Genomic DNA, 23,708 nt, shown 5'->3' with positions numbered 1-23,708 from the left:
GAAATCTTCGTGATCAGACGTGTTGCAGGCTGAAGACAGGTTCGGCAGGTTGTCCTGCAAGGCAGGATCTGAGCGGGTGGGACTGGGAGGGGTAGTGCAGGACACAGCGGCATACGAGGTCTGGCATGGTAACTCGTTGATCGGCGTCCTCACGGACGTGAGCGTTGATCAGCCGTGGTTCCGCTGCCGCTTTGTTCCAGGTGCCGGTTGGGATGAGCTGAGTGCGCTGTTCGCCGCCCAAGAGGAGGCCAGAAGACGGCAGTTCCCCATCGAAATGGCCGGTGCCATCGCTGCTGTCCGCGACCTGGGCGTGGAACTTCGACCAGTGCGCGGTGGTGAGACGATCCGACCGTGGATGATCTACCTCTCGGAAGAGGACGCCAGCTTCCGGTACTGAGATCCGACGCGGTCACGTCCGGTGCTTGCGCGCACTGGGGATACCCAGGTCGACCGCTGGGCGTCGGGTTCGTCGGCGGGTTTCCTCGCGCTTGGCGCGGAGGAAGGTGAGCGTGAGGTTAATGCCTTCGACCTCCCCGAGCCAGTTCTCCTCCTCAGCCCGCCGGAGGCGGGCGAGGAGGTCGGTTTCGAGTTCTTCGAGGCGTTCGAGCATCTTCGGGTTGATGTGGAGCATCGGGCAGCGGATGCAGGCATGCTCATGCTGACAAGGGGTGCCGTAAGGGCGTCCGCACGAGCCGAGTTCAACCTTGCGTCGGTCGAAGTGCTCCTCGAACTCCCCCCATTCCTGGTCCGTCGTGTCGCGATACTCGCCCTCGGGCCGGACTTGGCGGCGGTGGTGCAGATGCTCCTGGTAGTGGCGGACGACGTCCTCGTCGAAGACCGCGACGTAACCACGGGTGGTCTGGATGTTGAGGTGACCCAACAGGGCCGCTCCGATGTGGATCGGCAGACCGCTGTTAACGAGTTCGGTGGCGAAGATCCTTCGGAAGTCGTGTGGGGTGAACTTCAATCCACGGAACCCCGGATGGGCTTCGGCGAGGGCCTGCCCGCGTCGACTGATCATCTCCTGAATGGTGCCTGTGCAGAACACGGCGGGCGTGGTGCCGGACCAGCCGGTTCGCCACCTTGTTCCCCGGCTGCAGGACACTGCGAGCCCGGCGGTTCTCCTGAGTGAAGTGCAGAACCGCCTGCGCCGTCACATCGCCTAGTGCCACTCCCTGGACCGCGAGGAGAGTGCACAGCCCAGACATAGCCTCTCGACGGTGGATGTGCCGCATCGGCTGCGCTTGAACCTGCGCGGCGTACTTGTCCAGAAGCGGGTCGTCCTGGGCGGCGACGAACATCGGCGCGAAGCTGTGCAACACGTTGCGCCGGAAGGCGACAAGGGTCGGCTGGATGACGCGCAGGCAGTAGAGGGCAGTAGAGCGCCCGGACCCCCGGAGTGATGGCCAAGCCGGTGGAACGTCGAGTTCCGAGGGTGTTCGCGGCGATCAGTCCTTGCCCGATGGGGCTGGCGTCCCATCGTTCCTGCCATGTACGACCAGGGAAGTCGAGCAGGTATTCCAGGACGCATTGGGCGGCCTGTGCTCGCTGGTTTCGGGTCACCCGGCACGCGTCCATCCAGACCGTGGCGGCAAGCCGACCGATGTGAGCGACGGATGCCGTGGAGAGGTCCCCGTGCGGACGGGGCGGGGCTGCAGCGACGGCCGGTTCAGGCGTGATGGCCCCTCCGACGAATCGGCTGGCGAAGTCGAGACCTTGGGCAACCGGGCCGTGCCGTCGGCTGGCCCCCGTGGTGGTGCTGAGTCGGGATTTAGGCACCGAACACCGCCGCGATGTCGTCGACGTTGTAGCCGGTGGGGTAGCTCCGTTCGACGCGTGGATTGTTGTAGTGCTCGGTGAGCTTGTCGAAAAGCTCCTCGACGCGCACCGTCAGGTAGCGACTGGTGGTCTGGATGTTGGCGTGCCGCAGGATGGCTTGCACCTCGGGCAGCGTGAGCTTGTCGCCGTTGGCCATACGGCTCGCGGCCGTGTGCCGCAGGTCGTGCAGCGTCCAGTTGGTGCCCAGCACATCGTTGGCGCGCTGCATGATGCGCCGCATCGCCCAGTAAGACAATGGCCGGTCTGCCCCTCGGCGAGTCCGCCACAAAGGCTCGTCCGAGGGCGGGGTGCCGATCTCGTCGAGGTAGCGGGCCAACCACACGAACGCCTGTGGCGAGGCCGGAACAGGCTGACGCTCCCGCGACCCCTTCGAGATCACGTACACGCGCTGGCCAGCCCAGTCCAGGTCGCCGATGCCGACGCCGAGCAATTCCTCGGCTCGGGCCCCACTGGTGACGTAGAACTCCAGCAGGGCGCGGTCGCGTTCGCATCCCATGCGCTCGAACAGCTCGTCCCACAAGTGATCAGGGATCGACCGCGGCGGCCGGTCTGCCACCTTCTGGCGCAGCCGGGCCCGGCCCAGCACCGGCCTTGGCTCCAGCGGGCTGCGATGGGCAAGGGCACGGCGCCGCTGCGGGGAGACCGGGACCGGGTTGGTGACCGGCCCATTGCCCTGGTGCGCGTGGAACTCGTAGAACCCGCTCACCACCGACAAGGCATGGTTGATCGTTCGTGGCGCGTAGCCGACCCTCAGGACCGGCTTCCCAGTGCGCAGGTTCATCGAGCCCGGAGTCGGGCCACCAGCCGACTTGCGCTGTCGTTGAGGGTTCGGCGCTGTCCGCAGCCACCCGGCCAATACCGCCGTCTCGGCCTCGGTCGCCCTCTCCCAACCGACCCCGAGCAGCCACAGCAGGCGGAACCAACGCAGCAGCCCGTACCCGTAGCTGCGGACCGTCAGCGGGCTACTGTCGTGCAGGGCCAGGTCCCGCAGGTACGCCGTGGCCGGTTCGATCTCGTCGTCGTACCCGTTGAGGACGATGTACGGAGGGTGCACCCTCCTCGCCGGAACTACCGTCCCGACACGGGGGATGTCCGCTCGCCCCTCCATCAGTTCATGCCGCAGGTCCACTTGCACTCTCCTCGTTGATCTCGGGTACCAGCACCAAGACCAACGAGGAGACGTAGTGCAGATAACTGTGCACCTGTCCGGCTTCACTCCGAGGCTGCTGAAGCCGGCCGAGCAGCACGAACTGCTGTCGTACGGGCTGGGCATCACGAACGTCGTGGCGCGGGCGACCGTGCGGGCCGACGAGCTGACCGTCGAGGAGTACGTGGCAGGCGGGCTGCTGCTGGCCGAGAAGGTGACGCAGCTGAGGCCGGAATGGCTGGCCGTGGTCGGGGTGACCGCGTACCGGGCCGCGTTCGGTGACCGCACCGCACGGGTGGGCCCGCAGGAGCGGACGATCGGGGAGAGCCGGGTGTGGGTGCTTCCCAACCCGAGCGGCCTGAACGCACATTGGACGGCGGCGACGATGGCGGAGGAGTTCGCCCGGCTGCGTCGGGCCGCGAAGGCGTAGCGGGTCAGGGCGGATCGGTCTCGGTGGTGGTCAGCAGGAGCTGGATCTCGTCGGCGGGATCGCGGGCGGCGACTCCGAGGACGATCCAGCGGCCGCACTCCTGCGCCTCCCAGACGTACGCGTCCGCGATGAGGTGGCTGAGGCGGGCCCAGGGCTCGGGTATGTCCTCCGTCGCGGTGCGCAGCCGTATCGTCTGCAGTCCCATCGGGGACGGTGCGCCCCACCGCTCGGTCAGGATGCCGGCGAGCGCCTCCCGCTCCTCGTGGAAGCGTTCCTCCGCCTGCTCGCGCATCGAGGCGTCGGCGACCCGCGTGCCCTGGCTGGACGCCAACTCGGCGGTGTGGTAGCCGGGTCCGGCGATGCCGAGGTCCGATCTGCCGTCCTCGGCGGGGAACTCCCGTGAGCACAGCAGGTCGGTGACGGCGAGGTACTTCTCGATGCCCATGTGATCCAGTAAACCCGCCCCCACTGACAATTGGCGGGCCGTCAGAGTCCGCGCGGCACTCGTCGGGCACGGGCGCTCCGACGCGGTACGCGCTCCCGCCGCCAGGGCGGCCGCCGTCCCCGGCGCGGTGAGTTCGTCGGGCCGGTGACACCGCCGCACATGCCGGCGCCGACGAAGGACGCGATGAGCCGGAACGGCACCAGAATGCCCGGCGGCGCCACCCCTCGGAGCAGCACGGCGGCGAGCACAGCCGTCAGCGCGTGGCAGAGGCCGCAGCCGACCGCGGTGCGCGGACCCTCGCCCCACGCCGCGGAGGGCGAGTGGCTGCTGTCCCCCGCCGGTGCTGCGGCCGGGCGGCCGGGCCCGGCCGAGCGAGCGGGAGGGCGAGGTGCTGCGGCTGATGGCCCGCGGGCTGCCGAACGCGGAGATCGCCGCCCGGTCGGTCGTCGGCAAGGAGACCGTGAAGTGGCATGTGAGCGCCGTGCGGGCCGAGCGGGACCGCGTCCAGGCGGTGACCGCGGCGTACGCGTCGGGGCTCGTGGAGCCGGCGTGGGCCGCTTGTGCCGCGCTCGGCCCGTACTCGCCGGGCGTACCCCGGGCCGAGTACGATCCGGCCAACACGCCCGCGAGCTGGAAGGACGGACGGTGGCGCAGCTGACCGGCGGCGATCCCTCGCTGCTGCGAAGGATCAATTCCGCGGTGGTGCTGCGCGCGCTGCGTGCCACGGACTGCGCGACGCTCACCGAGATCACCCGGGTGACCGGACTGTCCCGGCCGACCGTCGAGGGCGTGGTCGAGGGGCTCATCGAGGGCGGGCTCGTCGTGGAGACGGCGGCCGACGAGGGCGCCGCGCGCCGGCAGGGGCGGCCCGCGCGCCGGTTCCGGTTCCGGGCCGAGGCGGGGCATCTGCTGGGCCTGGAGATCGGGCCGCACCGGGTCGCCGTGCTGCTGTCCGACCTGGACGGACGGGTGCTGGGCGCGCAGGCCAAGGAGGTCGACGAGACGGCCCCGGCGGACGAGCGGCTCGACCGGCTGCGCGGCGCGGTCGCGGAGTTGCTGCGCCGGGCCGGGGTCGCACGCAGCTCGCTGCGGGCCGTGGGCGTGGGGACGCCGGGGATCGTGGAGGCCGACGGCACGGTACGGTTGAGCACGGCGCTGCCGCAGTGGACGGGCCTGAAGCTGGGCGAGCGGCTCAGCCGCTCGTTCAAATGTCCGGTGCTGGTGGAGAACGATGCCAACGCGGCGGCCGTCGCCGAGCACTGGAAGGGCGCGGCCACCGAGTCGGACGACGTCGTGTTCGTGCTGGCCGGGCTGAGCCCGGGCGCGGGCTCACTGATCGGCGGGCGGCTGCACCGCGGCTACGGCGGAGCGGCCGGGGAGATCGGCGCGCTGCATCTGCTGGGGCGGGAGGCGACTCCGGAGACGCTGCTGTCCACCACCGACGAGCCGCTGCATCCGCTCGACGAACAGGCGGTCGCCGAGGTGTTCGCGCTGGCCCGGGAGGGCGACCAGCGGGCGCGGGCGGCCGTGGAGCGGTTCATCCAGCGACTCGTGCACGACGTGGCCGCGCTGGTGCTCGCCCTCGACCCCGAGCTGGTCGTGATCGGCGGCTGGGCAGCCGGCCTGGACGGCGTCCTGGAGCCGCTGCGTCGCGAACTGGCCCGCTACTGTCTGCGTCCGCCCCAGGTGGCGTTGTCCCTGCTGGGCGAGGCGGTGGTGGCCACGGGGGCGCTGCGCCTGGCCCTGGACCGTGTCGAGGAGCAACTGTTCGCGGTGGAGGGCACGGTGACGCGGCGCTGAGCTTTGGCCGTGCGACGGCGCGGCGCCGAGCTGGGTGCCGTGCCGGGTGGGTCGTCCTGCCACTGCGGCGCCGTCGTGGCCGACCGAGCCCACTCAGCGAAGCCGCACATCCGACGCAGCCCCGCACCCCCGGACGAGTTGCCCCGCCCCACCCTGCGGAACGACCCGGAGCCACGGAAAGCCGCGCAGCACGATCCCGGGCACGCATCCAGGATCCGTCATGGCCGACCGAGCCCACTCAGCGAAGCCGCACATCCGACGCGGCCCCGCACCCCGGGCGAGTGGCCCCGCCCGACGCTCGAGAGGCAGCCGGCGTCAGGATGCCCGGCGCTCCGGGTCGTGGTGTATCTCCACCTCCGGCGAGTCGCCGAAGGTCAGCCGGCAGGTGTCGGCGCGGTAGGTCGCGACGGACAGGGCGGCGGTGCGGCCCTCGGCGAAGAAGCGGGTGGTGACGACGAGGACGGGCGAGCCGGGGAGCCGGTCGAGGTCCTTGGCGTCGTCGGCGCGGGCGGAGCCCAGTTCGACGGCGCGGTCCTGGCCCTCCAGCGTCGGGTGCTGCAGCTCGCGCAGCACCGCACGCGCGCGTGCCGGGCCGGAGGGGGCGTCGATCGCGGTGAGTTCGGGCACCGACGCCGCCGGGACGTAGAGCAGTTCCGTCGCGACCCGCTGGCCGTGGGACATCCGGGAGCGGCGCACGACGTGCACGGGTTCGTCCGCCCCGGTCTCCAGGGCCGCGGCGACGGCGGCGGGCGGCACCTCCTGGTCGCAGTCGACGGGCTGCCAGGCATCCGAGGCGGCACCCGGCCAGACCTGCCGTTCGGTGCCGACGGCCACGCCCACGCGCGGCGGCGCGACCGTCGTGCCGACGCCGCGGCGGCGCTGCAGCCGGCCTTCCAGCTCGAGCTGTTCGAGGGCCTGGCGGAGCGTGGCGCGGGCCACCCCGAATCGCGCCGCGAGGTCCCGCTCGTTGGGAAGGATCTCGCCGACCGAGAACTCGGAGTCCAGTGCCTCGCTGAGCACGGTCTTGAGATGCCAGTACTTCGGTTCCGGCACCGGTTCCAGCTGCGTGGTCCCCACCCTGTCCTCCGCATGAGCCGTGGTCCGGCGGCTTTTGGCGCCCTTGTTTATTAAAGGTTGTTGCACTTCTCTGCGACCATAGGGCGGCCCGCACCCTTGGTCAAGACCAATCCTCGATCGCCGGGGCACCGCACGGCAGGCCTGCCGCGGAGCGTTCATGAGGCGTTCGCAGACGGCGGCCCCGGTGACGTCACTGCAAAGCCCCCGTCGGATCCGGCGCGCGTCGGGGGCGTCCGCCCGGAATCGGTCCGTCCTGTGGTGGGCCCGGATCACGATGTCCGCGGACCGCCGGGGGGCGGCCGGTGATCCGGGGATGGCCGATGCGGTACGCGGTGCTGGGGACGGAGGTGGGCCGCACGCCGGGTGGCGGGCTGGTGGAGCTGGGACACGAGGTCACACTCGGTTCGCGGGGCAAGGACAACCCGGCTGCGCCGGAGTGGGCCACGGCCTCGGCGGAGCGGTCCCGCGCGGGCACCTTCGCGGAGGCGGCCGCCTCGGCCGAGGCGGTCGTCAACGCGGTGGGCGGCCGGGTGGCGCTCGACGCCCTGTGGGCGGTCGGTGCCGAGAACCTCGACGGCACGATCCTGATCCCTCGGCGTTCGAGGACGGCCGGCCGCGCCTGGACCCGGTCGACTCGGACAGCGTCGGCGAGCGGATCCAGCAGGCCTTACCGTACGCGCGCGTGGTGAAGGCGCTGAACACGGTCAACTGCCGGGTGAATGGATCGGGGCCGGGTTCCGGCGCGCACCACCTGCTTCGCGTGCGGCGACGGCGGGGCGAAGGAACAGGTGGTCGTCCTGCTCGGGGAGTCCGGGTGGCCGGGGGATCGGGTGCTGTACCTGGGCGGGACCCGGCCCTCGCGGGCGACGGAGATGTCAACTGCCGCCGTGGATCACCCTGATGCGACAGTTCGGGAACGCCGACTTCGCCGTCCAGGTGCGCCGCGGGGACTGGGGGCAGCGGGGGCGACGTACTCCCGCGAGGGGCTACCGGCCGGTAGCAATTGCTGACAAGCTGTCTACGGCGTCCGTCAGCACCCAGACGAGGAGCTTCCCCATGTCCGCCACCGTCTCCTTCAAGGTCCCCGCCCCGCACGGCCCGAAGGACGTGTCCGTGTCCTACGCGCGCGTGGGACACGGCGAGCCGCTGGTTCTGCTGCACGGCATCGGCCACCACCGCCAGGCCTGGGACCCGGTCGTGGACATCCTCGCCACCGAGCGCGACGTGATCGCCGTCGACCTGCCGGGCTTCGGCGCGTCCCCGGCCCTGCCCGACGGCCTCGCCTACGACCTCCCCACCACCAACTCGGTGCTCGGCGCCCTCTTCGAGACGCTGGGGCTGGACCGGCCGCACATCGCGGGCAACTCGCTCGGCGGCCTGCTCGCCCTGGAGCTGGGCCGGGAGAAGCTCGTACGGTCGGTCACGGCCCTCTCGCCCGCCGGGTTCTGGACGGAGGCCGAACGCCGGTACGCCTTCGCGGTGCTGCTCGCGATGCGCGGCATCGCCCAGCGGCTCCCGCTGCCGATGGTGGAGCGTCTGTCACGCACCGCGGCCGGCCGTACCGCACTGACGAGCACCATCTACGCCCGTCCCGCACGCCGCGCCCCGCAGGCCGTGGTCGCCGAGACCCTCGCACTGGTGGGCGCCACCGGATTCGAGGCGACACTGCGGGCGGGCACCACCGTGCGGTTCACCGACGAACTGCCGGGCCTGCCGGTCACGGTGGCCTGGGGCAACCGGGACCGGCTCCTGGTGCGCCGCCAGGGCGTGCGGGCCAAGCAGATGATCCCGCACGCCAGGCTGGTACGGCTGCCCGGCTGCGGCCACTGCCCGATGAACGACGACCCGGCACTGGTGGCACGGGTCATCCTGGACGGCAGCCGCTGAGCGGCCCGCTTCCGGCACCCCGGACGAAGACCGGCAGGTTCTCGTCCGCACACCCGGTCGGGCAGCCGTGTTCCCTCAGGCCCCGCCGCCGGTCCCGCATCCCCCACCCGTGCGTCGCGGCGGCGTCATCCCACGGAACGGGGCGTCAACTCCGCTGCTCCACCGCCGTCTTCGCAGATCGGACCGATTGTCAGTGGTCGCCTCTACGGTTTTCGTATGATGCGATCACGAGATGACGACAACGCCACGATCTGGAGCCGGGGGTGCGCGGGCAGGCTGTTCGCGGTCCGGCGGTGCGGGGCCGGACGACCGTAGAAAATTGGACAAAGGGCACGGAGCATGCTTTACCCATCGGTCACAAAGCGTTCGTGATCACGCAACACGTTTCCTTCACAGTGGCTGCATGACTGCAGAGATGTCCGATGTGACCCGGGCGAGGCACGGACGCCCCGTGCACCACTGGCGGCGCGACCTCGTGGAGCTCGCCGCCCTGTTCACGGCGGTGGCGGTCGCCGACGCGGTGGCGAACCTGATCGGGCACGGTCCCGATGGTCCCGCCCTCCTGGTGATCTCGGCGCTGGCGCTGGCCGCGACGGCCGGTTTCCACCTCTGGTGGGCACGCCGCCACGGCCACGCACCGCCCGCAGGTGATACCGGCGCCCGGCCGGCCGCCGAGAGGCGGCCGGCCGGGCCCGCCGGACAGCCGGGCAGTGGCTCGGACGACGTGTCCGGAACCGGTGTGCTGTGGCGGATGCGGACGACGGTGAAGGACGAGCCGGGATCACTGGCGGCGCTGTGCGCGGCGCTGGCCGAGCGGCACGTGGACATCCTGAGCCTCCAGGCGCACCCGCTCGCCGAGGGCACCGTCGACGAGTTCCTGCTGCGGGCTCCGGGTCCGCTGCCGGCGGCGGAGATCACCCGGGCCGTCGCGCAGGCCGGTGGCGCCTCCACGTGGATCGAACGGGCCGACGCCCACGACCTCGTCGACGCCCCCACGCGGGTGCTCGGGCTGGCCGCCCGCACCGCGCTGGACGCCGCCGAACTGCCTTTGGCACTACGTCAGTTGCTCGGCCGCTGCACCATCCGCTCGCTGCCCCGGACACCGGTCACCGGACGCCTCGAGCCCGAACCGGTGCCGGTCGAGGGCGTGCTGGAGGACACCGTGATGCGGCTGCGGGCGCCGGAGGGCGGGGTGATCACCGTCGAGCGACCGTATCTGCCGTTCACCCCCACCGAGTTCGCGCGGGCCCGGGCGCTGGTCGAGCTGGACAACCGGCTCGGCCCCAGGATCCCGCGCGGCAAGGACGTGCTCACGCTGCCCGAGGGCAACGACATCACTGTCCGCCGGGCCGACACCGCGGACCTCGCCGCGGCCAAGGAGATGCACGAGCGGTGCTCGCCGCGCACCCTCAGCCTGCGCTACCACGGCCCCGTCGGTGACGCGGACCGCTATCTCAACCACCTGCTCAGCCCCCGCTTCGGCCGGACGCTGGCCGCGCAGACCAAATCCGGCCGCATCGTCGGTCTCGGGCATCTGCTGTGGGACGGCGACGAGACCGAGGTGGCACTGCTGATCGAGGACGACTGGCAGCAGCGCGGCATCGGCGGTGAACTGCTCGGCCGGCTGGTGGCGATGGCGGTGCAGGCCGGCTGCGAGAGCGTGTACGCCGTGACGCAGGCGTCCAACACCGGCATGGTCGCCGCGATGCGCGGCCTGGGGCTGCCCCTCGACTACCAGATAGAGGAGGGCACGCTGGTCATCACCGCCCGTCTGAACCCCGCGCCGGTCCCCTCCGGCGCGCCGCACCACCCGGCCCTGCGCCACTTCGGCGGCACGGCGCAGCGCGACTGACCGGCCCCTAGGCGTGCCGCGGCCGGCCCGCGGCACGCCCGCTCGCAGCACGGCGGTGACCGGCCTTCGCGTGCGCCCGCCAGCGGCACTGGGGCGCCGACGACCAGGCGCGTCAGCGCCATCGGAGCCCCCGTTCGACACGTCCAGTGCCTGCGCCCCGCGTGCCGGCCCGGCCGCTCGCAGCACGGCGGTGACCGGCGGACGGCCGGCTGGGCGCAGCGGCCCGTGCTCCTGCGTCGGAGCGGTGACCGGGCCCCGTCCTCCGTCAGGGCCTTCGCACCATGACTCCGCCGCGACGGCCCCCAGGCATGACGGCGACGCCCGGCGGTGCCGAATGCGCAGGCCCCCGCCCCAGGGGCCACCAGCACCGGCACCGACCACCGGCCGCCACGTCTCAGCCCACCGCCTCCCGCAGCGGCACCGCCGTCCTGGCGGGCTGCCCGAGCGCCCGGTCCAGGTCGTCCCAGAGATCGTCCACGTCCTCCAGGCCCACCGACAGCCGCAGCAGCCGGTCGCTCACTCCCGCCCCGCGCCGGTCGTCCGCGTCGACGATGCGGTGGCTGATGGACGCGGGGTGCTGGATGAGCGTGTCGACGCTGCCGAGGCTCACCGCCGGGGTGACGAGCCGGACCCGGGAGATGACCTCGTGCGGATCGCCGAGCACCTCGAAGGCGATCATCGCGCCGCCGATGCGGGGATAGTGGACGCGGGCCACGCGCGGGTCGGCGGCGAGCCGTCGGGCCAGTTCGGCGGCGTTCGCGGAGGCGGCCCGCACCCGCACCGGGAGCGTGGACAGGCCCCGCAGCAGCAGATAGCCGGCCAGCGGATGCAGGACACCCCCGGTGGCGAACCTGATCTGCCGCAGGCGCCCCGCGAACTCCTCGTCGCAGGCGACCACTCCGGCCAGCACGTCGCCATGGCCGCCGAGATACTTGGTGGCGCTGTGCAGCACCACGCGGGCACCGTGCTCCGCCGGGCGTTGCAGCACGGGTGTCGCGAAGGTGTTGTCGGCCAGCAGCGGGACCGAACCGCACGCGTGCGCGACGGCCCGCAGGTCGATCTCGGCGAGTGTCGGGTTGGCCGGGGACTCCACCATCACCAGACCGGTGTCCGGGCGCAGCGCGTCGGCTATGCCGGCCGGGTCGGTCCAGGTGACCTCGGTGCCGAGCAGCCCGGCGGTCAGCAGATGGTCGCTGCAGCCGTACAGGGGCCGTACCGCGACCACATGCCGCAGGCCCGTCGCAGCGCGGGCGAGCAGGACCGCGCTGAGCGCCGCCATCCCGCTGGCGAAGGCGACGGCCGACTCGGTGCCCTCCAGTCGGGCGAGCGCGGTCTCGAAGCGGGCGACGGTGGGGTTGCCCAGGCGGCCGTAGACGGGCGGCCCGACCGGGTCGGCGCCGTCGGCGGCGAAGGCGTCGATGCGGGCCGCCTCGGCGCGGCTGTCGTAGGAGGGGTAGGTGGTGGACAGGTCGATCGGCGGGGCGTGCAGGCCCTGGCGGGCGAGATCGTCGCGGCCGGCGTGCACGGCTTCCGTGGCCAGGGCTCTCGTTGTGGTGCGTACGCCGTCGTAGGCACCGGTGCTCGCTGTGTCCATGGCGGAAGGTTGAACATCGGCCGGTTCGTCGACGCCGCCCACCGTGCTACGTTCGGCACATGACCGAGTCTGTCGTACTGGATCCGGTGGATCTCCATCTACTGCGGCTGCTGCAGAACGACGCCCGGACAACCTACCGGGATCTGGCCACGCAGGTGGGCGTGGCGCCGTCGACCTGTCTGGACCGGGTGACCCGGCTGCGCCGCTCCGGCGTGATCCTCGGCCACCAGCTGCGGCTGGATCCGGCCAGGCTGGGACGCGGGCTGCAGGCCCTGCTGTCGGTGCAGGTGCGGCCGCACCGGCGGGAGCTGGTCGGGCCGTTCGTGGAGCGCATCCGGGCGCTCCCGGAGGCGCGGACGGTGTTCCATCTGACCGGTCCGGACGACTATCTGGTGCATGTGGCCGTCGCGGACATGGCCGATCTGCAGCGGCTGGTGCTCGACGAGTTCACCGCGCGGCGCGAGGTGGCCCGGGTGGAGACCCGGCTGATCTTCCAGCAGTGGGACTGCGGGCCGCTGCTGCCGCCCGGCCACGCCCACAGCTGAATCCCCCCGTACGTGGGTGACGCGGTGATCCATCTCGTACGAGGATGGATGCATGTCTGAGACCAAGAGCCCGCTGCCCCGCCAGGTGGCAGACGCGTACGTGGACGACCTCATCGCCCTCGACCCGGTCACCGGTACCTACCTCGGAGTGAAGGAGAGTTCGAGCCGCCTGCCCGACTACTCGCCCGCTGGTCAGGCGGCCCTCGCGGATCTGGCGCGGACCACGCTCGCCAAGCTGGACGAGGCGGAGCGGCAGCCGGGAGCGGACAGTGACGCGGAGCGGCGCTGCGGGCGGCTGCTGCGAGAGCGACTGACCGCCGAACTCGCCATGCAGGAGGCGGACGAACACCTGCGCGCGGTCGGCAACATGGCCACGCCGGGCCATTCGGTGCGGGACATCTTCACGGTCACGCCGGCGCAGACGGAGGAGGACTGGGCGGCGATCGCCGAGCGACTGCGCGCTGTGCCGGGCGCGCTCGCAGGCTACCGCGAGTCGCTGCAACTCGGCCTGGACCGCAAGCTGTTCGCGGCGCCGCGGCCGACCGCGACGTACATACAGCAGCTCACGGAGTGGACCGACACCGACGGACAGGGCCGCGGCTGGTACGAGGACTTCGCCGCCGCCGGCCCGCAGGCGCTGCGCGCGGAGCTGGACGAGGCGGCCCGCGCGGCGACCGGCGCCCTGGTGGAGCTGCGGGACTGGCTGCGGGACGTGTACGCGCCGGCGATCGAAGGCGCCCCGAACACGGTGGGCCGCGAGCGGTACGCACGCTGGTCGCGCTACTTCAACGGCACCGACCTGGACCTGGACGAAGCGTACGCGTACGGCTGGTCGGAGTTCCACCGGATCCTCGGCGAGATGAAGCGGGAGGCGGAGAAGATCCTGCCCGGCGCCGGGACCCCGTGGGTGGCGCTCGCGCACCTCGACGAGCACGGCCGGCACATCGAGGGCGTGGAGGAGGTGCGGGAGTGGTTGCAGGGCTTGATGGACAAGGCCATCGAGGACCTGGACGGCACGCACTTCGAACTCGCCGAGCGGGTGCGGAGGGTGGAGTCGTGCATCGCCCCGCCCGGCGGTGCCGCCGCTCCCTACTACACGCCGCCGTCGGAGGATTTCTCCCGCCCCGGCCGCACCTGGCTGCCGACCATGGGGCAGACCCGTTTCCCGGTCTACGACCTGGTCTCGACCTGGTACCACGAGGGCGTGCCCGGTCATCACCTCCAGCTCGCCCAATGGGCGCACGTGGCCGAGAACCTCTCGCGTTACCAGGCGACGATCGGCGGGGTGAGCGCCAACGCCGAGGGCTGGGCCCTGTACGCGGAACGGCTGATGGACGAGCTGGGCCGTCTCACCAATCCGGAGGAGCGGCTCGGCTACCTGGACGCGCAGATGATGCGGGCGGCCCGGGTGATCGTGGACATCGGCATGCACCTGGAGCTGGAGATTCCCGCCGACTCCCCGTTCCGTCCGGGTGAGCGGTGGACGCCGGAGCTGGCGCAGGAGTTCTTCGGCGCGCACAGCAGCCGGCCCGCGGACTTCGTGGAGAGCGAGCTGACCCGGTATCTGACGATTCCGGGCCAGGCGATCGGCTACAAGCTCGGTGAGCGGGCCTGGCTGCTGGGCCGGGAGAAGGCGCGCGAGCGGCACGGCGACGCGTTCGACCTGAAGGCCTGGCACATGGCGGCGCTGTCGCAGGGCTCGCTGGGCCTGGACGACCTGGTGGACGAGCTGTCCCGGCTCTGACCGCCCGGCGACGACACCGGGGAGACGCCTTCCGGGGGTCGATGACCTCCCCGGTGAACCGGCGGCCCTCGTCGGCGGTCGGCCGACCGGGCGCCGCGGCGGCCCGGGGTGCCGACAGGACCCGACGCCCGGCGGGGACCGCACGGCGACAGCCGCGTGGTCCCCGCCGGCGGCGCAACCGACGTTCGTCGAGCCTGACCGACGGAGATCACCTCAGCCGGGGCAGCCGAGCGTGGGCGGACCGGTCGGTGCGCGGGCCGACGCGCCCTCCCCCGTGGCGGGTCGTGAGGTTGTGCACGGGGCGGTGCGAGCTGCCACCGGGCTCCGGCGCTCTGCCGCCCCCTGGCACAGCCAACCGGCGCGCCCCCGCTCCCGCACGCAACCGGCCCGCACGGCCGGTACCCTTCCCACCCCGTCACCTCCGCCCGGCGAGCCTCCGCCCGCCCGACCGCCCCCACCCCCGGCATCCCTCCCGGCCCCGCAGCGACCGCGCGAGCCGGCACCGCCCCGTCCTCCCTCGCTCGTCCGTCCGGCCGCCCCCCGGTGGCGGGAAGCGGGCGGCGGCGGCTGGCTGGTGGCGGGGGTGTCGTGGAGGAGGTGGTGGCGGTATGCGGCAGCAGGCGCGGCGGGTGCTGGAGACGCCGCGGGCGGCCGGGCTGGCGGGAGTGGCGTTCGCGCTGCTGCTCGCGGCGGCGATCGTCCTGATCCGGCTGGGCATTCCCGAGGGGCCCGAAGCAGTCTCCCCACGAGCGTTCACGGACCCCGCTCGCCGGCTGGCGGTGCGTACGGCCCTCGCGCTCGTGCCGTTCGCCGGCATCTTCTTCCTGTGGTTCATCGGCGCCGTCCGAGCGCACGTAGGCACCGGCGAGGACAAGTTCCTCGCCACCGTGTTCCTCGGCAGCGGCCTGGTCTTCACGGCCACGCTGTTCTGCGCGGCCGCATCGGCGGGTGCCGTCCTCTCTGTCGCGCGTCCCCCCGGCGCCGTGCCGCCGCTGCCCTCGTGGGACTTCGGCCGTCATCTGGCGTACGCGCTGATGGCGGAGTACGCCATGCGGATGGCGGCCGTGTTCGTCACCTCCGTGTCGGTGATCGGCCACCGCCTGAGGATCCTGCCGCGCCCGCTCACGATCCTGGGTTTCCCGACGGCCCTCACGCTGCTGTTCGTCGCGTCCAACGTGCCCTGGGCGGAACTGGTCTTCCCGGCCTGGTCGCTGGTGCTCAGCGTGTACATCCTCCGCGTGAACGCCCGCACCCGTGCCGGTGCCGCGGCGGATGGGTGAGACCCACCTCTCACGCCCGTCGCCCGTGAGTGGGGACCCGGGGGGCCCGAACGGGTTTCCCCGACGGGCGGGGCCGGCCGACCGCGCTCATGCTGGCACACGGGACATGACCGCCGTCCGGGACTGCCGCGCGAAGCGGCGAGCGCGCACCGGACCTGGCCACCGGAAGGGCGGAGCATCGATGCGGCTCGTCGTCGACCTCAACAAGTGTCAGGGGTACGCCCAGTGCGCGTTCCTCGCGCCCGACGTCTTCGCGATGCACGGCGAGGAGGCGCTGATCTACAACCCGCACGCACCCGAGGAGCAACGGGAACGGCTGGCCCGCGCCGTCGCCGCCTGCCCGGTACAGGCGATCACCGCGGACGGGCTGGCCGGCAGGGGCGGGACCGGCACGGGAGCCGCCCAGGAGTCGTCCGATGTCCGCTGACCACGTCGACCGGCTGCGGCGCGAGGGCCGGATCGTGATCGTCGGCGCCTCGCTCGCGGGCCTGCGCGCCGCCGAGACCCTGCGCGCCGAGGGCTTCACCGGGGAGCTGACCCTGATCGGGGACGAGCCGTACGAGCCGTACGACCGGCCGCCGCTGTCCAAGTCGGTCCTGCTGGGCAAGGCGTCCCCGCGCCACACCGAGCTGCCGCACCGCCGGGAGATCGACGCCAAGTGGCGGCTCGGCGTCCCGGCGACCGGACTGGACCTGAGCGCCAAACGGGTCCGGCTGGCCGACGGGGACGAGGTGGAGTACGACCGGCTGCTCATCGCGACCGGTGTGCGCGCCCGGCCCTGGCCGAAGGAGGAGGAAGGCCGGCTGGACGGGGTCTGCCTGCTGCGGAACCGGGACGACGCGGCCGATCTGTGCCGGCGGCTGAAGGCGGGGCCGCGCCGGGTGTTCGTCATCGGCGCCGGTTTCGCCGGTTCGGAGGTCGCCTCGGCCTGCCGGGAGATGGGCCTGCCCGTCACGGTGGCGGAGCGGGCCGGGGCGCCGCTGGTGGGCGCGCTCGGCGGGGTGATCGGCGCGGTCGCCGCCGATCTGCAGACGGAGAACGGCGTCGACCTGCGCACACATGTCACGGTGACCGCGCTGGAGGGCGACGCGGTGGGCAGGGTGCGGGCGGTCCATCTGTCCGACGAGAGCGTCGTCGAGGCGGACGTGGTCGTGGTCTCGCTGGGGTCGCTGCGCAACACCGACTGGCTGGCCGGGTCGGGTCTGGGCGCCGGGCCCCGCGGCATCGCCTGTGACGCGGGCTGCCGAGCCTTCGACTTCCGGGGCATCGTCACCGACGACGTCTTCGTGGCCGGTGACGTCGCCCGCTCCCCGCACGCGCTGTTCGGCTACCAGTTCCTGTCGCTGGAGCACTGGGGCAATGCCGTCGCCCAGGCGGAGACGGCCGCGCACAACATGATCTGCCACGCCGCCGAGCGGCGCCCGCACCTGTGGATGCCGGCCTTCTGGTCGTCGATGTTCGGTGTGAACATCAAGTCGGTCGGTGTGCCGTCCATGGGCGACCGGCTCATGATCACGCAGGGTTCGCTGGCCGAACGCCGGTTCGTCGGCGTGTACGGCCACCAGGGCCGGGTCGTCGCCGCCGTGAGCTTCGACAACACGCGGTGGCTGGAGTTCTACGCCCGGCAGATCGAGCGGGGTGCTCCGTTCCCGGTGGAGTTCCCGACGATGGACCGGCGCCCCGAGGGCCGGCAGCCGGTGGCGGCCGACTTCCCCGACCCGTCGCTGCCGACCCACGGCCCGACCGTGACCCTCAGCGGCTACTCACCGGCCGACCAGCAGCTGGTCTTCCATCCCGCCCGCCACTGACCGCCGCCCGGCCCGATGCTCCAAGGACGCGTCATGACGCACACGCCGCTGTTCCGTCAGATCACCGACTTCGCCAACCGCGCGAACCCGTACCCGCTGTACGAAGAACTCCGCAAGACCCCGGTGCTGCACGAGGAGGAGGGCGGCCCGTACATCTTCAGCTCGTACTACGACATCGAGGCGCTGTTGCACGATCCCCGGGTCAGCTCCGACTCCGCCAACCTTGCCGCCGCCGGAGAGGATCCGCTGGCCCAGGCGGAGGAGACGGGCGGGCTCCCGCCCTCCTTCCTGCGGCTGGATCCGCCCGAACACGACCGGCTCCGGCGGATCGCCAACAGCGCCTTCGGGCCGCCGCACCGGCCGCACCGGGTGGACGACCTGCGGGGCGACATGATGGCCACCGTCAAGAAGCTGATCGACGGTTTCGGAGAGGCCCGCCAGATCGATCTGGTCGACCAGTTCGCCTATCCGTTCCCGGTGACGGTGATCTGCCGGCTGCTCGGTGTGCCCCGGGCGGACGAGCCCCGCTTCCGCGCCTGGGTCGATCCCCTGGTGGCCACGCTCGACCCGGAGACGCGGCAGGGCCCCGACCCGGAGTTCGCGAGGACGGCCCAGGAAGCGCGGATGCAGCTCGGGATGTACCTGGCGGGGCTGGTCGAGCAGCGCACCAGGGAGCCGCAGGACGACCTGCTGTCCGACCTGGTCGACAGCCACGGTCCGGAGGGCACCATGACGATGATGGAGGTGCTCAGCACCGCGGTGCTGCTGTTGATCGCCGGTCACGAGACGACGGTCAACCTGATCACGAACGGCATGCTCACGCTGCTGCGCCACCCGGACGTCCTCCAGCGCCTGCGGCAGGATCCGGGACTGTCGGTGCGGATCGTGGAGGAACTGCTGCGCTACGAGCCGCCCGTGCAGATCGTGCCGCAGCGCACCACCATCACCGACATCGAGGTGCGCGGGGTCACCATCCCCAAGGGCGCGCGCATGTGGCTGGTGCTGGCCGCGGGCAACCGCGACCCCGAGCGCTTCAAGGACCCGCAACGCTTCGACCCGGACCGTGAGGACCTCCAGCACCTCGGCTTCGGCAGCGGTATCCACAGCTGCTTCGGCGCTCCGCTGGCCCGCCTCGAGACGCAGATCGCGCTGTCAGAACTGGCCCGGCGGCTGGAGAACCCGCGTCTGGCCGAGGACCCGCCGCCGTACCGGCAGAACGCCGTGCTGCGCGGGCCCCGGCATCTGGACATCGTCTTCGACGGCCTGAAACCCTGTGGTCAGGGGGCGGGGATCCGCGAAAGGCGCACCAGCCCGAGCCAGGTCTCCGGCCCCGGCTGCACATACGCGGCCCGCACCACGTAGGTGCCCGCCTCCAGCGGCACCCTCAGGTGCTCGGTGCGGTCGGCGGCCCGGCCCGGCCAGGCCGAGTCGAACAGCAGCACCGGGCCGGGCACCCGCCAGCGCACCTCGCTCCCCCACGCGGCCGTGTCCAGGGCGGCGGGCACGGTGGCGAGCAGTTCCGCCTCGGTGTTCGCGGCGGACCACCGTACGAAGGTGGTGTGTTCAGGGAGATAGGAGGTGGAGGCCGGCTCGTCGCCGAACACCAGGGCCGCGCTGTCGCCGACGGGCAGCAGTCCGACATAACCGTCGACCTCGCAGGCGCGGTCGTAGTCCGTGTCGAGTTCCTCGCTGTCGGCGCCCGCCCAGAACGGCAGTACCGTCTCGGGGACGGCGATCAGCGGGCCGCCGCCCGATTCCACCCACTCCAGCGCGCCTGGATCCGCATATCGAGCCATGGGAAGAGAAACTACACGGGTGTCGATCAGCAGCCGCATTCGCCTTCGACGGGCGCGGTCAGCGGGCCGACGGGGTGCTGTGCGGGCCCCTGCCAGGTCTCGCGGGCGAGTCCCTCGTGCGCACCCGGTACGCGAAGCCGCCGAGCATCTCCTCGACCTGGTAGTCGAGTTCGGCGAGAGCTGGGGCGGCGCGGGGGCGCCGTACTCCTCACCGCTGCGCCGGCGCGCGCTGGGCCGCCGACCGGTCAGACCCCCCGCTGCCGCAGCGCCGACCCCGTTCTGCCCTTGACGACCTCCAGTTGCGCGTGGATGCGGCGGCGCAGGTCGGGCACGTGGCTGACGATGCCGACGCTGCGGTCGCGTTCGCGCAGGGAGTCGAGGACGTCGAGGACCTCGTCGAGCGTCTGGTCGTCCAGGCTGCCGAAGCCCTCGTCGATGAAGAGGGTGTCCAGGCGGACGCCGCCGGCCTCGTCGGTGACGACGTCGGCGAGGCCGAGGGCGAGGGCGAGCGAGGCGAAGAAGGCCTCGCCGCCGGACAGGGTGGCGGTGTCGCGTTCGCGTCCGGTCCAGGCGTCGACCACGTGCAGCCCGAGTCCGCTGCGGCCGCGCCCGGTGCGGTCGTCGGAATGGACGAGGGTGTAGCGGCCCGACGACATGCGCTGAAGCCGTGCGGTCGCGGCGGCGGCGACCTGTTCCAGGCGCGCCGCGAGCACGTACGACTCCAGGCGCATCCTGTGCTCGTTGTCGGCGGAGGTACCCGCGGTGAGGGCGGCGAGGCGGGCGACCCGGTCGTACTCCTCGCGGAGCGGGGCCAGGTGCCGCACGGCCTCGGCGACGCGCGCGGAGAGGCGGTCCAGCTCGGCACAGCAGCGGGCCGCCGCGTCGCGTGCGGACGCCGCCGCGCGCAGCCGGTGTTCGGCCGTGGCCGCCATGCGCTCGGCGGTGGGCAGGTCGGCGGGCGGGCGCTCGGCGGCGGCCGCGGTGTCGGCCTCGGCCAGCACCGCGCTTACGGCGGCCTCCTCCATGTGCCAGGCGTCCAGGCGGTGCTGCAGCTCGCGGTGGGCCGCGGGGTCCAGGAGGGCGGCGGCCGCCTCCTGCGGGGTGTCGAAGCCGGCGCGGTAGGCGGCGTCGGCGAGGCGGGCGTCGGCGTCCTTCAGGCGCTGGGCGGCCTCCTCGGCGGCACGTACGGCGTCGGCGGCGTCGGTGAGCAGCGCCGCCTGCCGCTCCAACTGGGCGGCACGGGCGGCCACGCTGCCCAGGCTGCCGCGCGCCTGGGCCAACTCGACCTCCAGCAGGATCTGTTCGCGCTCCAGGGTCTCGCGGCGGGTGAGCCGGGAGGCGGCCCGCACGGCGGCCTGCTGGCGGTCGGCGAGGCGCCGCTCGCGCTCGTGCTCGGCACGCCGCAGGTCCTCGTGGGCGGCGTGCAGCGCGGAGGCTTCGCGGCGGGCGCGGGCGTGCTCCTCCTCCAATGCGGCGGCTGCGGCTTCCAGTTGTGCGGTGGGCGTGTCACCGGCCTCGGCGGTGGCCGCGGCCAGGGCTTCGCGGACGACGCCGAGCCGGCGCTCGTCGTCGGTGTGCTGCCGGTCGGCCTGCTGGGAGGTCCGGTGGGCCCGCTCCTCGGTCTCGCGGTCGACGTGTCCGGCGTCCTTGCGGGCGGGTGCGGGGTGTTCGGTGGCTCCGCAGACGGCGCAGGGCTCGCCGTCGGTGAGGTGGGCGGCCAGTTCGGCCGCGATGCCGTCCAGACGCTGTTCCTTGACGTCCAGCCAGTGGGCGCGGGCGTCGAGGGCGCGCTGCCCGGATGCGTGGGCCCGGCGCCGGGCGTCCTCCAGGTCCGCCGCCAGCTGGTCCCGGGTGCGGGCCGCGTCGAGGCGCCTCGCCATCGGTTCCCGCTGGACGGCCAGCTGTTCGGCGCGGGCGGCGGCCAGCTGCGCGACGTCCACGCGGGCCTGCAGCGCGGCGCGGGCGGTGTCCCACCCGGCGAGCCAGGCCTCGGCCTCGCGGAGCACGTCGTCGTCGGCGCGCTCCTGACGGTCGAGCCCGGCGCGCTCCTCGGCCGCCTCGGCGAGTCGGCGCTCGGCGCGCCGGGCCGCGTCCAGACCGCCCAGCTCCTCGGCGGCCCGGCGGGCGGCGGCGGCGAGTCCGGCCGCGCCCGCGTCGGCCCAGGCGCCGGGGAGCAGGGCACGGGCGCGTGTCTCGGCCGCGGCCGCTCGCTGGTGCTCCTCCTCGGCGGCCCGGCGCAGCTCCAGCGCGGGCGCGGCCGACTCCGCCTTGCGGGACCGCTCCATGCGCCGCTGGTCCTCGTGGTGGGCGCCGGCCCGCTCCTGGAGCCGCTCGGCACGCCGCCGGGCCTCGGCGAACCGGCTCTGCGACCGGGCGAGTTCGCGTACGTCCTCCAGGGCGCGCCGGGCCTCGGCGTGGGCGGACTCGGCGGCGGCGAGGCGGCAGTGGGCGGCGGTGAGACGTTCGCGCGCGGTGACGCGGGCGACGGCGGCGGCGCCGAGGACCGCGTCGGCCAGGCCCGGATCGCCGGGGGCCAGCTCCGGCAGCTCCATGGCGTCGCCGGCCTCCTGCTGCATGCGGTGGGCGACGGCGAGCAGCGACGCGTCGCCGTCGCGCACGCGTGCTTCGGTGGCCCGGCGGCGTTCGGCGAGCCGCTTCTCGACGTCGGCGAACCGCTGGGTGTCGAAGAGGCGGCCCAGCAGCCGGCCGCGGGCCTCGGCGTCGGCGCGCAGGAAGCGGGCGAAGTCGCCCTGGGGCAGCAGGACGACCTGGCAGAACTGCTCGCGGCTCATGCCGAGCAGCTGGGTGATCTCCTCGCCGATCTCCTGGTGCGAACGGCTGCGGTCCTGCCAGGCGCCCGCCTCGCTGTCGTACTCCCGCAACCAGGTCTGGGCCTTGTCGACGGTGGTGCCCTTGCCGCGGAGCTTGGGCCGCTCCCAGGGCGGCTGCCGGGTGATCTCCAGACGGCGGCCGGCGACGGTGAGGTCGAGGCGGATCTCCGTGCGGGTGCGGGGGTCGGCGTGGTCGCTGCGCAGGTTCATGCCCTGAGCGTTGTGCCGGGCGCCGGGGACGGAGCCGTACAGGGCGTAGCAGACGGCATCGAGGACCGAGGTCTTGCCGGCGCCGGTGGGGCCGTGCAGCAGGAACAGCCCGGCGGCGGACAGGGCGTCGAAATCGACGCTCCGGGAGCCGCCGAAGGGCCCGAACGCGGTGATGTCGAGCCGGTGCAGCCTCACCGGGCCACCTCCCGCACGGCGCCGTCGGCGCGCACGGCGTCGAAGGCCTCGCGCAGGACGGCCGTCTCCTGCTCGTCGGGTCCGGCGCCGCGCACGTGGGCGACGAAGTCCTCGGCGATCTGCCGGTCGCTGCGGCCGGCGAGCCGCCGGGCGTACGACACCCCGGGGTCGTCGGGCGCGCGTTCGGGGTCGAAGACGAGACTGAGGGTGTGCGGGAAGCGTTCGGTGAGCCGGGCCATGGGGTCGGCGGGGCGGACCGGGTCGGTGAGGGTGGCCTCGACCCAGGCGTCCGTGTGGCGGGCCAGCGCCGGATCGGCGAGCAGGTCGTCCAGGGCGCCCCTGATGCGGGCCAGCGGACGGGGCACCGGGCAGTCGAGGCGCTCGGCGGTCACGGAGCCGTCGGCGTCGAGGTCGATGAGCCACATGCTCTTGCGGTGGCCGGCCTCGGAGAACGAGTACGCGAGCGGGGAGCCCGAGTAGCGCACGCACTCGGTGATGGTCTGACAGCCGTGCAGATGGCCGAGCGCCGCGTAGTCGACGCCGTCGAAGACTCCGGCCGGTACGGCGGCGACCCCGCCCACGGTGATGTCCCGTTCACTGTCGCTGGCCTGGCCGCCGGTGACGAAGGCGTGCGCGAGGACGACCGAGCGGGTGCCGGGCGGGCGCGTCGCGAGGTCGGCCCGGACGCGGTCCATGGCGGCGGCCAGCACTGCCTCGTGGCCGGCCTTGTCCACCGCGAACTCGTCCTTGACCAGGGCTGGTTCGAGGTACGGCAGTCCGTAGAAGGCGACGTCGCCGTGTGCGTCGGCCAGCACAACCGGGGTGGCGACGGCGGACGGCTCGGTGCGCAGGTGGATGCCGGCGCGGTCGATGAGTCCGGCGCCGACACCGAGGCGGCGGGCCGAGTCGTGGTTGCCGGAGATCATCACCGTGGGCACGCCGAGGTCCGCGAGGCGGTGCAGGGCGTCGTCGAACAGTTCGACCGCGGCGAGCGGGGGCACCGCGCGGTCGTACACATCGCCCGCCACGACCACCGCGTCCACCTCGCGCTCGCGCACGGTGGTGACGAGGTGACCGATGAACTCGGCCTGGGCCCCGAGCATGTTCACCCGGTGGAAGGCCCGGCCGAGATGCCAGTCGGACGTGTGCAGGAATCTCATGATCCCCGAGACTAACGGCCGGGTCTGACATCACGGGCGGTTACTCCCGTATCGGCCCGTCATGGCCC

20 protein-coding genes and 1 pseudogene are annotated in these 23,708 nt (G+C 72.9%); 13 read left to right on the top strand and 8 right to left on the bottom strand.

The features are described from left to right. Nucleotides 1-94 precede the first annotated feature (94 nt). Entirely contained in the window at nucleotides 95-397 is a 303-nt protein-coding gene (locus tag AC5WRT_RS10755) for a hypothetical protein (RefSeq protein WP_496092753.1), read from the top strand. A 12-nt stretch (nucleotides 398-409) separates the two neighbouring features. Here the strand turns inward: AC5WRT_RS10755 and AC5WRT_RS10750 are convergent, their stop codons facing one another. After that, nucleotides 410-1,021: a tyrosine-type recombinase/integrase gene (locus AC5WRT_RS10750; protein WP_496100159.1), complete on the bottom strand. Its 612-nt coding sequence runs from the start codon at nucleotides 1,019-1,021 to the stop codon at nucleotides 410-412. 750 nt (nucleotides 1,022-1,771) lie between these two features. Continuing rightward, nucleotides 1,772-2,968, bottom strand: coding sequence for a tyrosine-type recombinase/integrase (locus AC5WRT_RS10745; protein ID WP_496092752.1), 1,197 nt, complete (start codon nucleotides 2,966-2,968; stop codon nucleotides 1,772-1,774). A 55-nt stretch (nucleotides 2,969-3,023) separates the two neighbouring features. Here AC5WRT_RS10745 and AC5WRT_RS10740 point away from each other — a divergent pair, with 55 nt between their 5' ends. After that, nucleotides 3,024-3,416 (top strand): mismatch-specific DNA-glycosylase, encoded by a 393-nt coding sequence (locus AC5WRT_RS10740; protein WP_496100158.1) that lies wholly within the window; start codon nucleotides 3,024-3,026, stop codon nucleotides 3,414-3,416. A 4-nt stretch (nucleotides 3,417-3,420) separates the two neighbouring features. Here the strand turns inward: AC5WRT_RS10740 and AC5WRT_RS10735 are convergent, their stop codons facing one another. Continuing rightward, nucleotides 3,421-3,861, bottom strand: coding sequence for a hypothetical protein (locus AC5WRT_RS10735; protein ID WP_496092750.1), 441 nt, complete (start codon nucleotides 3,859-3,861; stop codon nucleotides 3,421-3,423). A 358-nt stretch (nucleotides 3,862-4,219) separates the two neighbouring features. Here AC5WRT_RS10735 and AC5WRT_RS10730 point away from each other — a divergent pair. Beyond that, nucleotides 4,220-4,408 (top strand): annotated as a pseudogene (locus AC5WRT_RS10730) (response regulator transcription factor); the annotation flags it as partial. Nucleotides 4,409-4,506: 98 nt separating this feature from the next. Continuing rightward, complete coding sequence (locus tag AC5WRT_RS10725; protein ID WP_496092749.1) at nucleotides 4,507-5,661, top strand: ROK family transcriptional regulator; 1,155 nt, start codon at nucleotides 4,507-4,509, stop codon at nucleotides 5,659-5,661. A 315-nt stretch (nucleotides 5,662-5,976) separates the two neighbouring features. Here the strand turns inward: AC5WRT_RS10725 and AC5WRT_RS10720 are convergent, their stop codons facing one another. Continuing rightward, the gene (locus tag AC5WRT_RS10720; protein ID WP_496092748.1) at nucleotides 5,977-6,738 is read right to left on the bottom strand and encodes a GntR family transcriptional regulator; all 762 of its coding nucleotides are present in this window, start codon (nucleotides 6,736-6,738) and stop codon (nucleotides 5,977-5,979) included. A gap of 320 nt (nucleotides 6,739-7,058) precedes the next feature. On the opposite strand from AC5WRT_RS10720, the gene AC5WRT_RS10715 reads away from it, so the two are divergent. From AC5WRT_RS10715 to AC5WRT_RS10705, 3 genes are all read left to right on the top strand, one after another. Then, the gene (locus tag AC5WRT_RS10715) at nucleotides 7,059-7,427 is read left to right on the top strand and encodes a hypothetical protein (protein WP_496092747.1); all 369 of its coding nucleotides are present in this window, start codon (nucleotides 7,059-7,061) and stop codon (nucleotides 7,425-7,427) included. Nucleotides 7,428-7,794: 367 nt separating this feature from the next. Beyond that, nucleotides 7,795-8,625: an alpha/beta fold hydrolase gene (locus AC5WRT_RS10710; RefSeq protein ID WP_496092746.1), complete on the top strand. Its 831-nt coding sequence runs from the start codon at nucleotides 7,795-7,797 to the stop codon at nucleotides 8,623-8,625. A gap of 403 nt (nucleotides 8,626-9,028) precedes the next feature. Next, a complete protein-coding gene (locus AC5WRT_RS10705) occupies nucleotides 9,029-10,477 on the top strand; it encodes a GNAT family N-acetyltransferase (RefSeq protein WP_496092745.1) in 1,449 nt (482 codons plus the stop codon). A gap of 394 nt (nucleotides 10,478-10,871) precedes the next feature. On the opposite strand, the gene AC5WRT_RS10700 is transcribed toward AC5WRT_RS10705, so the two are convergent. After that, complete coding sequence (locus AC5WRT_RS10700; RefSeq protein WP_496092744.1) at nucleotides 10,872-12,071, bottom strand: trans-sulfuration enzyme family protein; 1,200 nt, start codon at nucleotides 12,069-12,071, stop codon at nucleotides 10,872-10,874. Nucleotides 12,072-12,130: 59 nt separating this feature from the next. Here AC5WRT_RS10700 and AC5WRT_RS10695 point away from each other — a divergent pair, with 59 nt between their 5' ends. The 6 genes from AC5WRT_RS10695 (at nucleotide 12,131) to AC5WRT_RS10670 (ending at nucleotide 18,810) form a co-directional block, all read left to right on the top strand. Next, nucleotides 12,131-12,616, top strand: coding sequence for an Lrp/AsnC family transcriptional regulator (locus AC5WRT_RS10695; RefSeq protein WP_496092743.1), 486 nt, complete (start codon nucleotides 12,131-12,133; stop codon nucleotides 12,614-12,616). Between the two features lie 52 nt (nucleotides 12,617-12,668). Continuing rightward, nucleotides 12,669-14,360 carry a DUF885 domain-containing protein gene (locus AC5WRT_RS10690; protein WP_496092742.1) on the top strand — a complete coding sequence of 564 codons (1,692 nt, stop codon included), beginning with the start codon at nucleotides 12,669-12,671 and terminating at the stop codon, nucleotides 14,358-14,360. Nucleotides 14,361-14,968: 608 nt separating this feature from the next. Further along, nucleotides 14,969-15,640, top strand: a complete 672-nt coding sequence (locus tag AC5WRT_RS10685) for a hypothetical protein (RefSeq protein ID WP_496092741.1) — start codon at nucleotides 14,969-14,971, stop codon at nucleotides 15,638-15,640. Nucleotides 15,641-15,821: 181 nt separating this feature from the next. Next, a complete protein-coding gene (locus AC5WRT_RS10680) occupies nucleotides 15,822-16,067 on the top strand; it encodes a ferredoxin (protein ID WP_496092740.1) in 246 nt (81 codons plus the stop codon). Further along, complete coding sequence (locus AC5WRT_RS10675) at nucleotides 16,057-17,448, top strand: NAD(P)/FAD-dependent oxidoreductase (RefSeq protein WP_496092739.1); 1,392 nt, start codon at nucleotides 16,057-16,059, stop codon at nucleotides 17,446-17,448. The genes AC5WRT_RS10680 and AC5WRT_RS10675 overlap by 11 nt, the downstream gene beginning before the upstream one ends. A 33-nt stretch (nucleotides 17,449-17,481) precedes the next feature. Next, the gene (locus tag AC5WRT_RS10670) at nucleotides 17,482-18,810 is read left to right on the top strand and encodes a cytochrome P450 (RefSeq protein WP_496100157.1); all 1,329 of its coding nucleotides are present in this window, start codon (nucleotides 17,482-17,484) and stop codon (nucleotides 18,808-18,810) included. Here the strand turns inward: AC5WRT_RS10670 and AC5WRT_RS10665 are convergent. The 3 genes from AC5WRT_RS10665 to AC5WRT_RS10655 form a co-directional block, all read right to left on the bottom strand. Beyond that, nucleotides 18,726-19,244, bottom strand: coding sequence for an immunity 21 family protein (locus tag AC5WRT_RS10665; protein WP_496092737.1), 519 nt, complete (start codon nucleotides 19,242-19,244; stop codon nucleotides 18,726-18,728). The genes AC5WRT_RS10670 and AC5WRT_RS10665 overlap by 85 nt on opposite strands. 245 nt (nucleotides 19,245-19,489) lie before the next feature. Continuing rightward, nucleotides 19,490-22,480: an AAA family ATPase gene (locus tag AC5WRT_RS10660; RefSeq protein ID WP_496100156.1), complete on the bottom strand. Its 2,991-nt coding sequence runs from the start codon at nucleotides 22,478-22,480 to the stop codon at nucleotides 19,490-19,492. Next, nucleotides 22,477-23,640 (bottom strand): exonuclease SbcCD subunit D, encoded by a 1,164-nt coding sequence (locus tag AC5WRT_RS10655; RefSeq protein WP_496092735.1) that lies wholly within the window; start codon nucleotides 23,638-23,640, stop codon nucleotides 22,477-22,479. Before AC5WRT_RS10655 ends, AC5WRT_RS10660 begins: the two co-directional genes overlap by 4 nt. Between the last annotated feature and the right edge of the window lie 68 nt (nucleotides 23,641-23,708).

Source organism: Streptomyces sp. NTD91 (genome assembly GCF_059510455.1).
The sequence above is the reverse complement of the archived record's forward strand: the minus strand, read 5'-3'. Positions and strand labels throughout refer to the sequence as shown.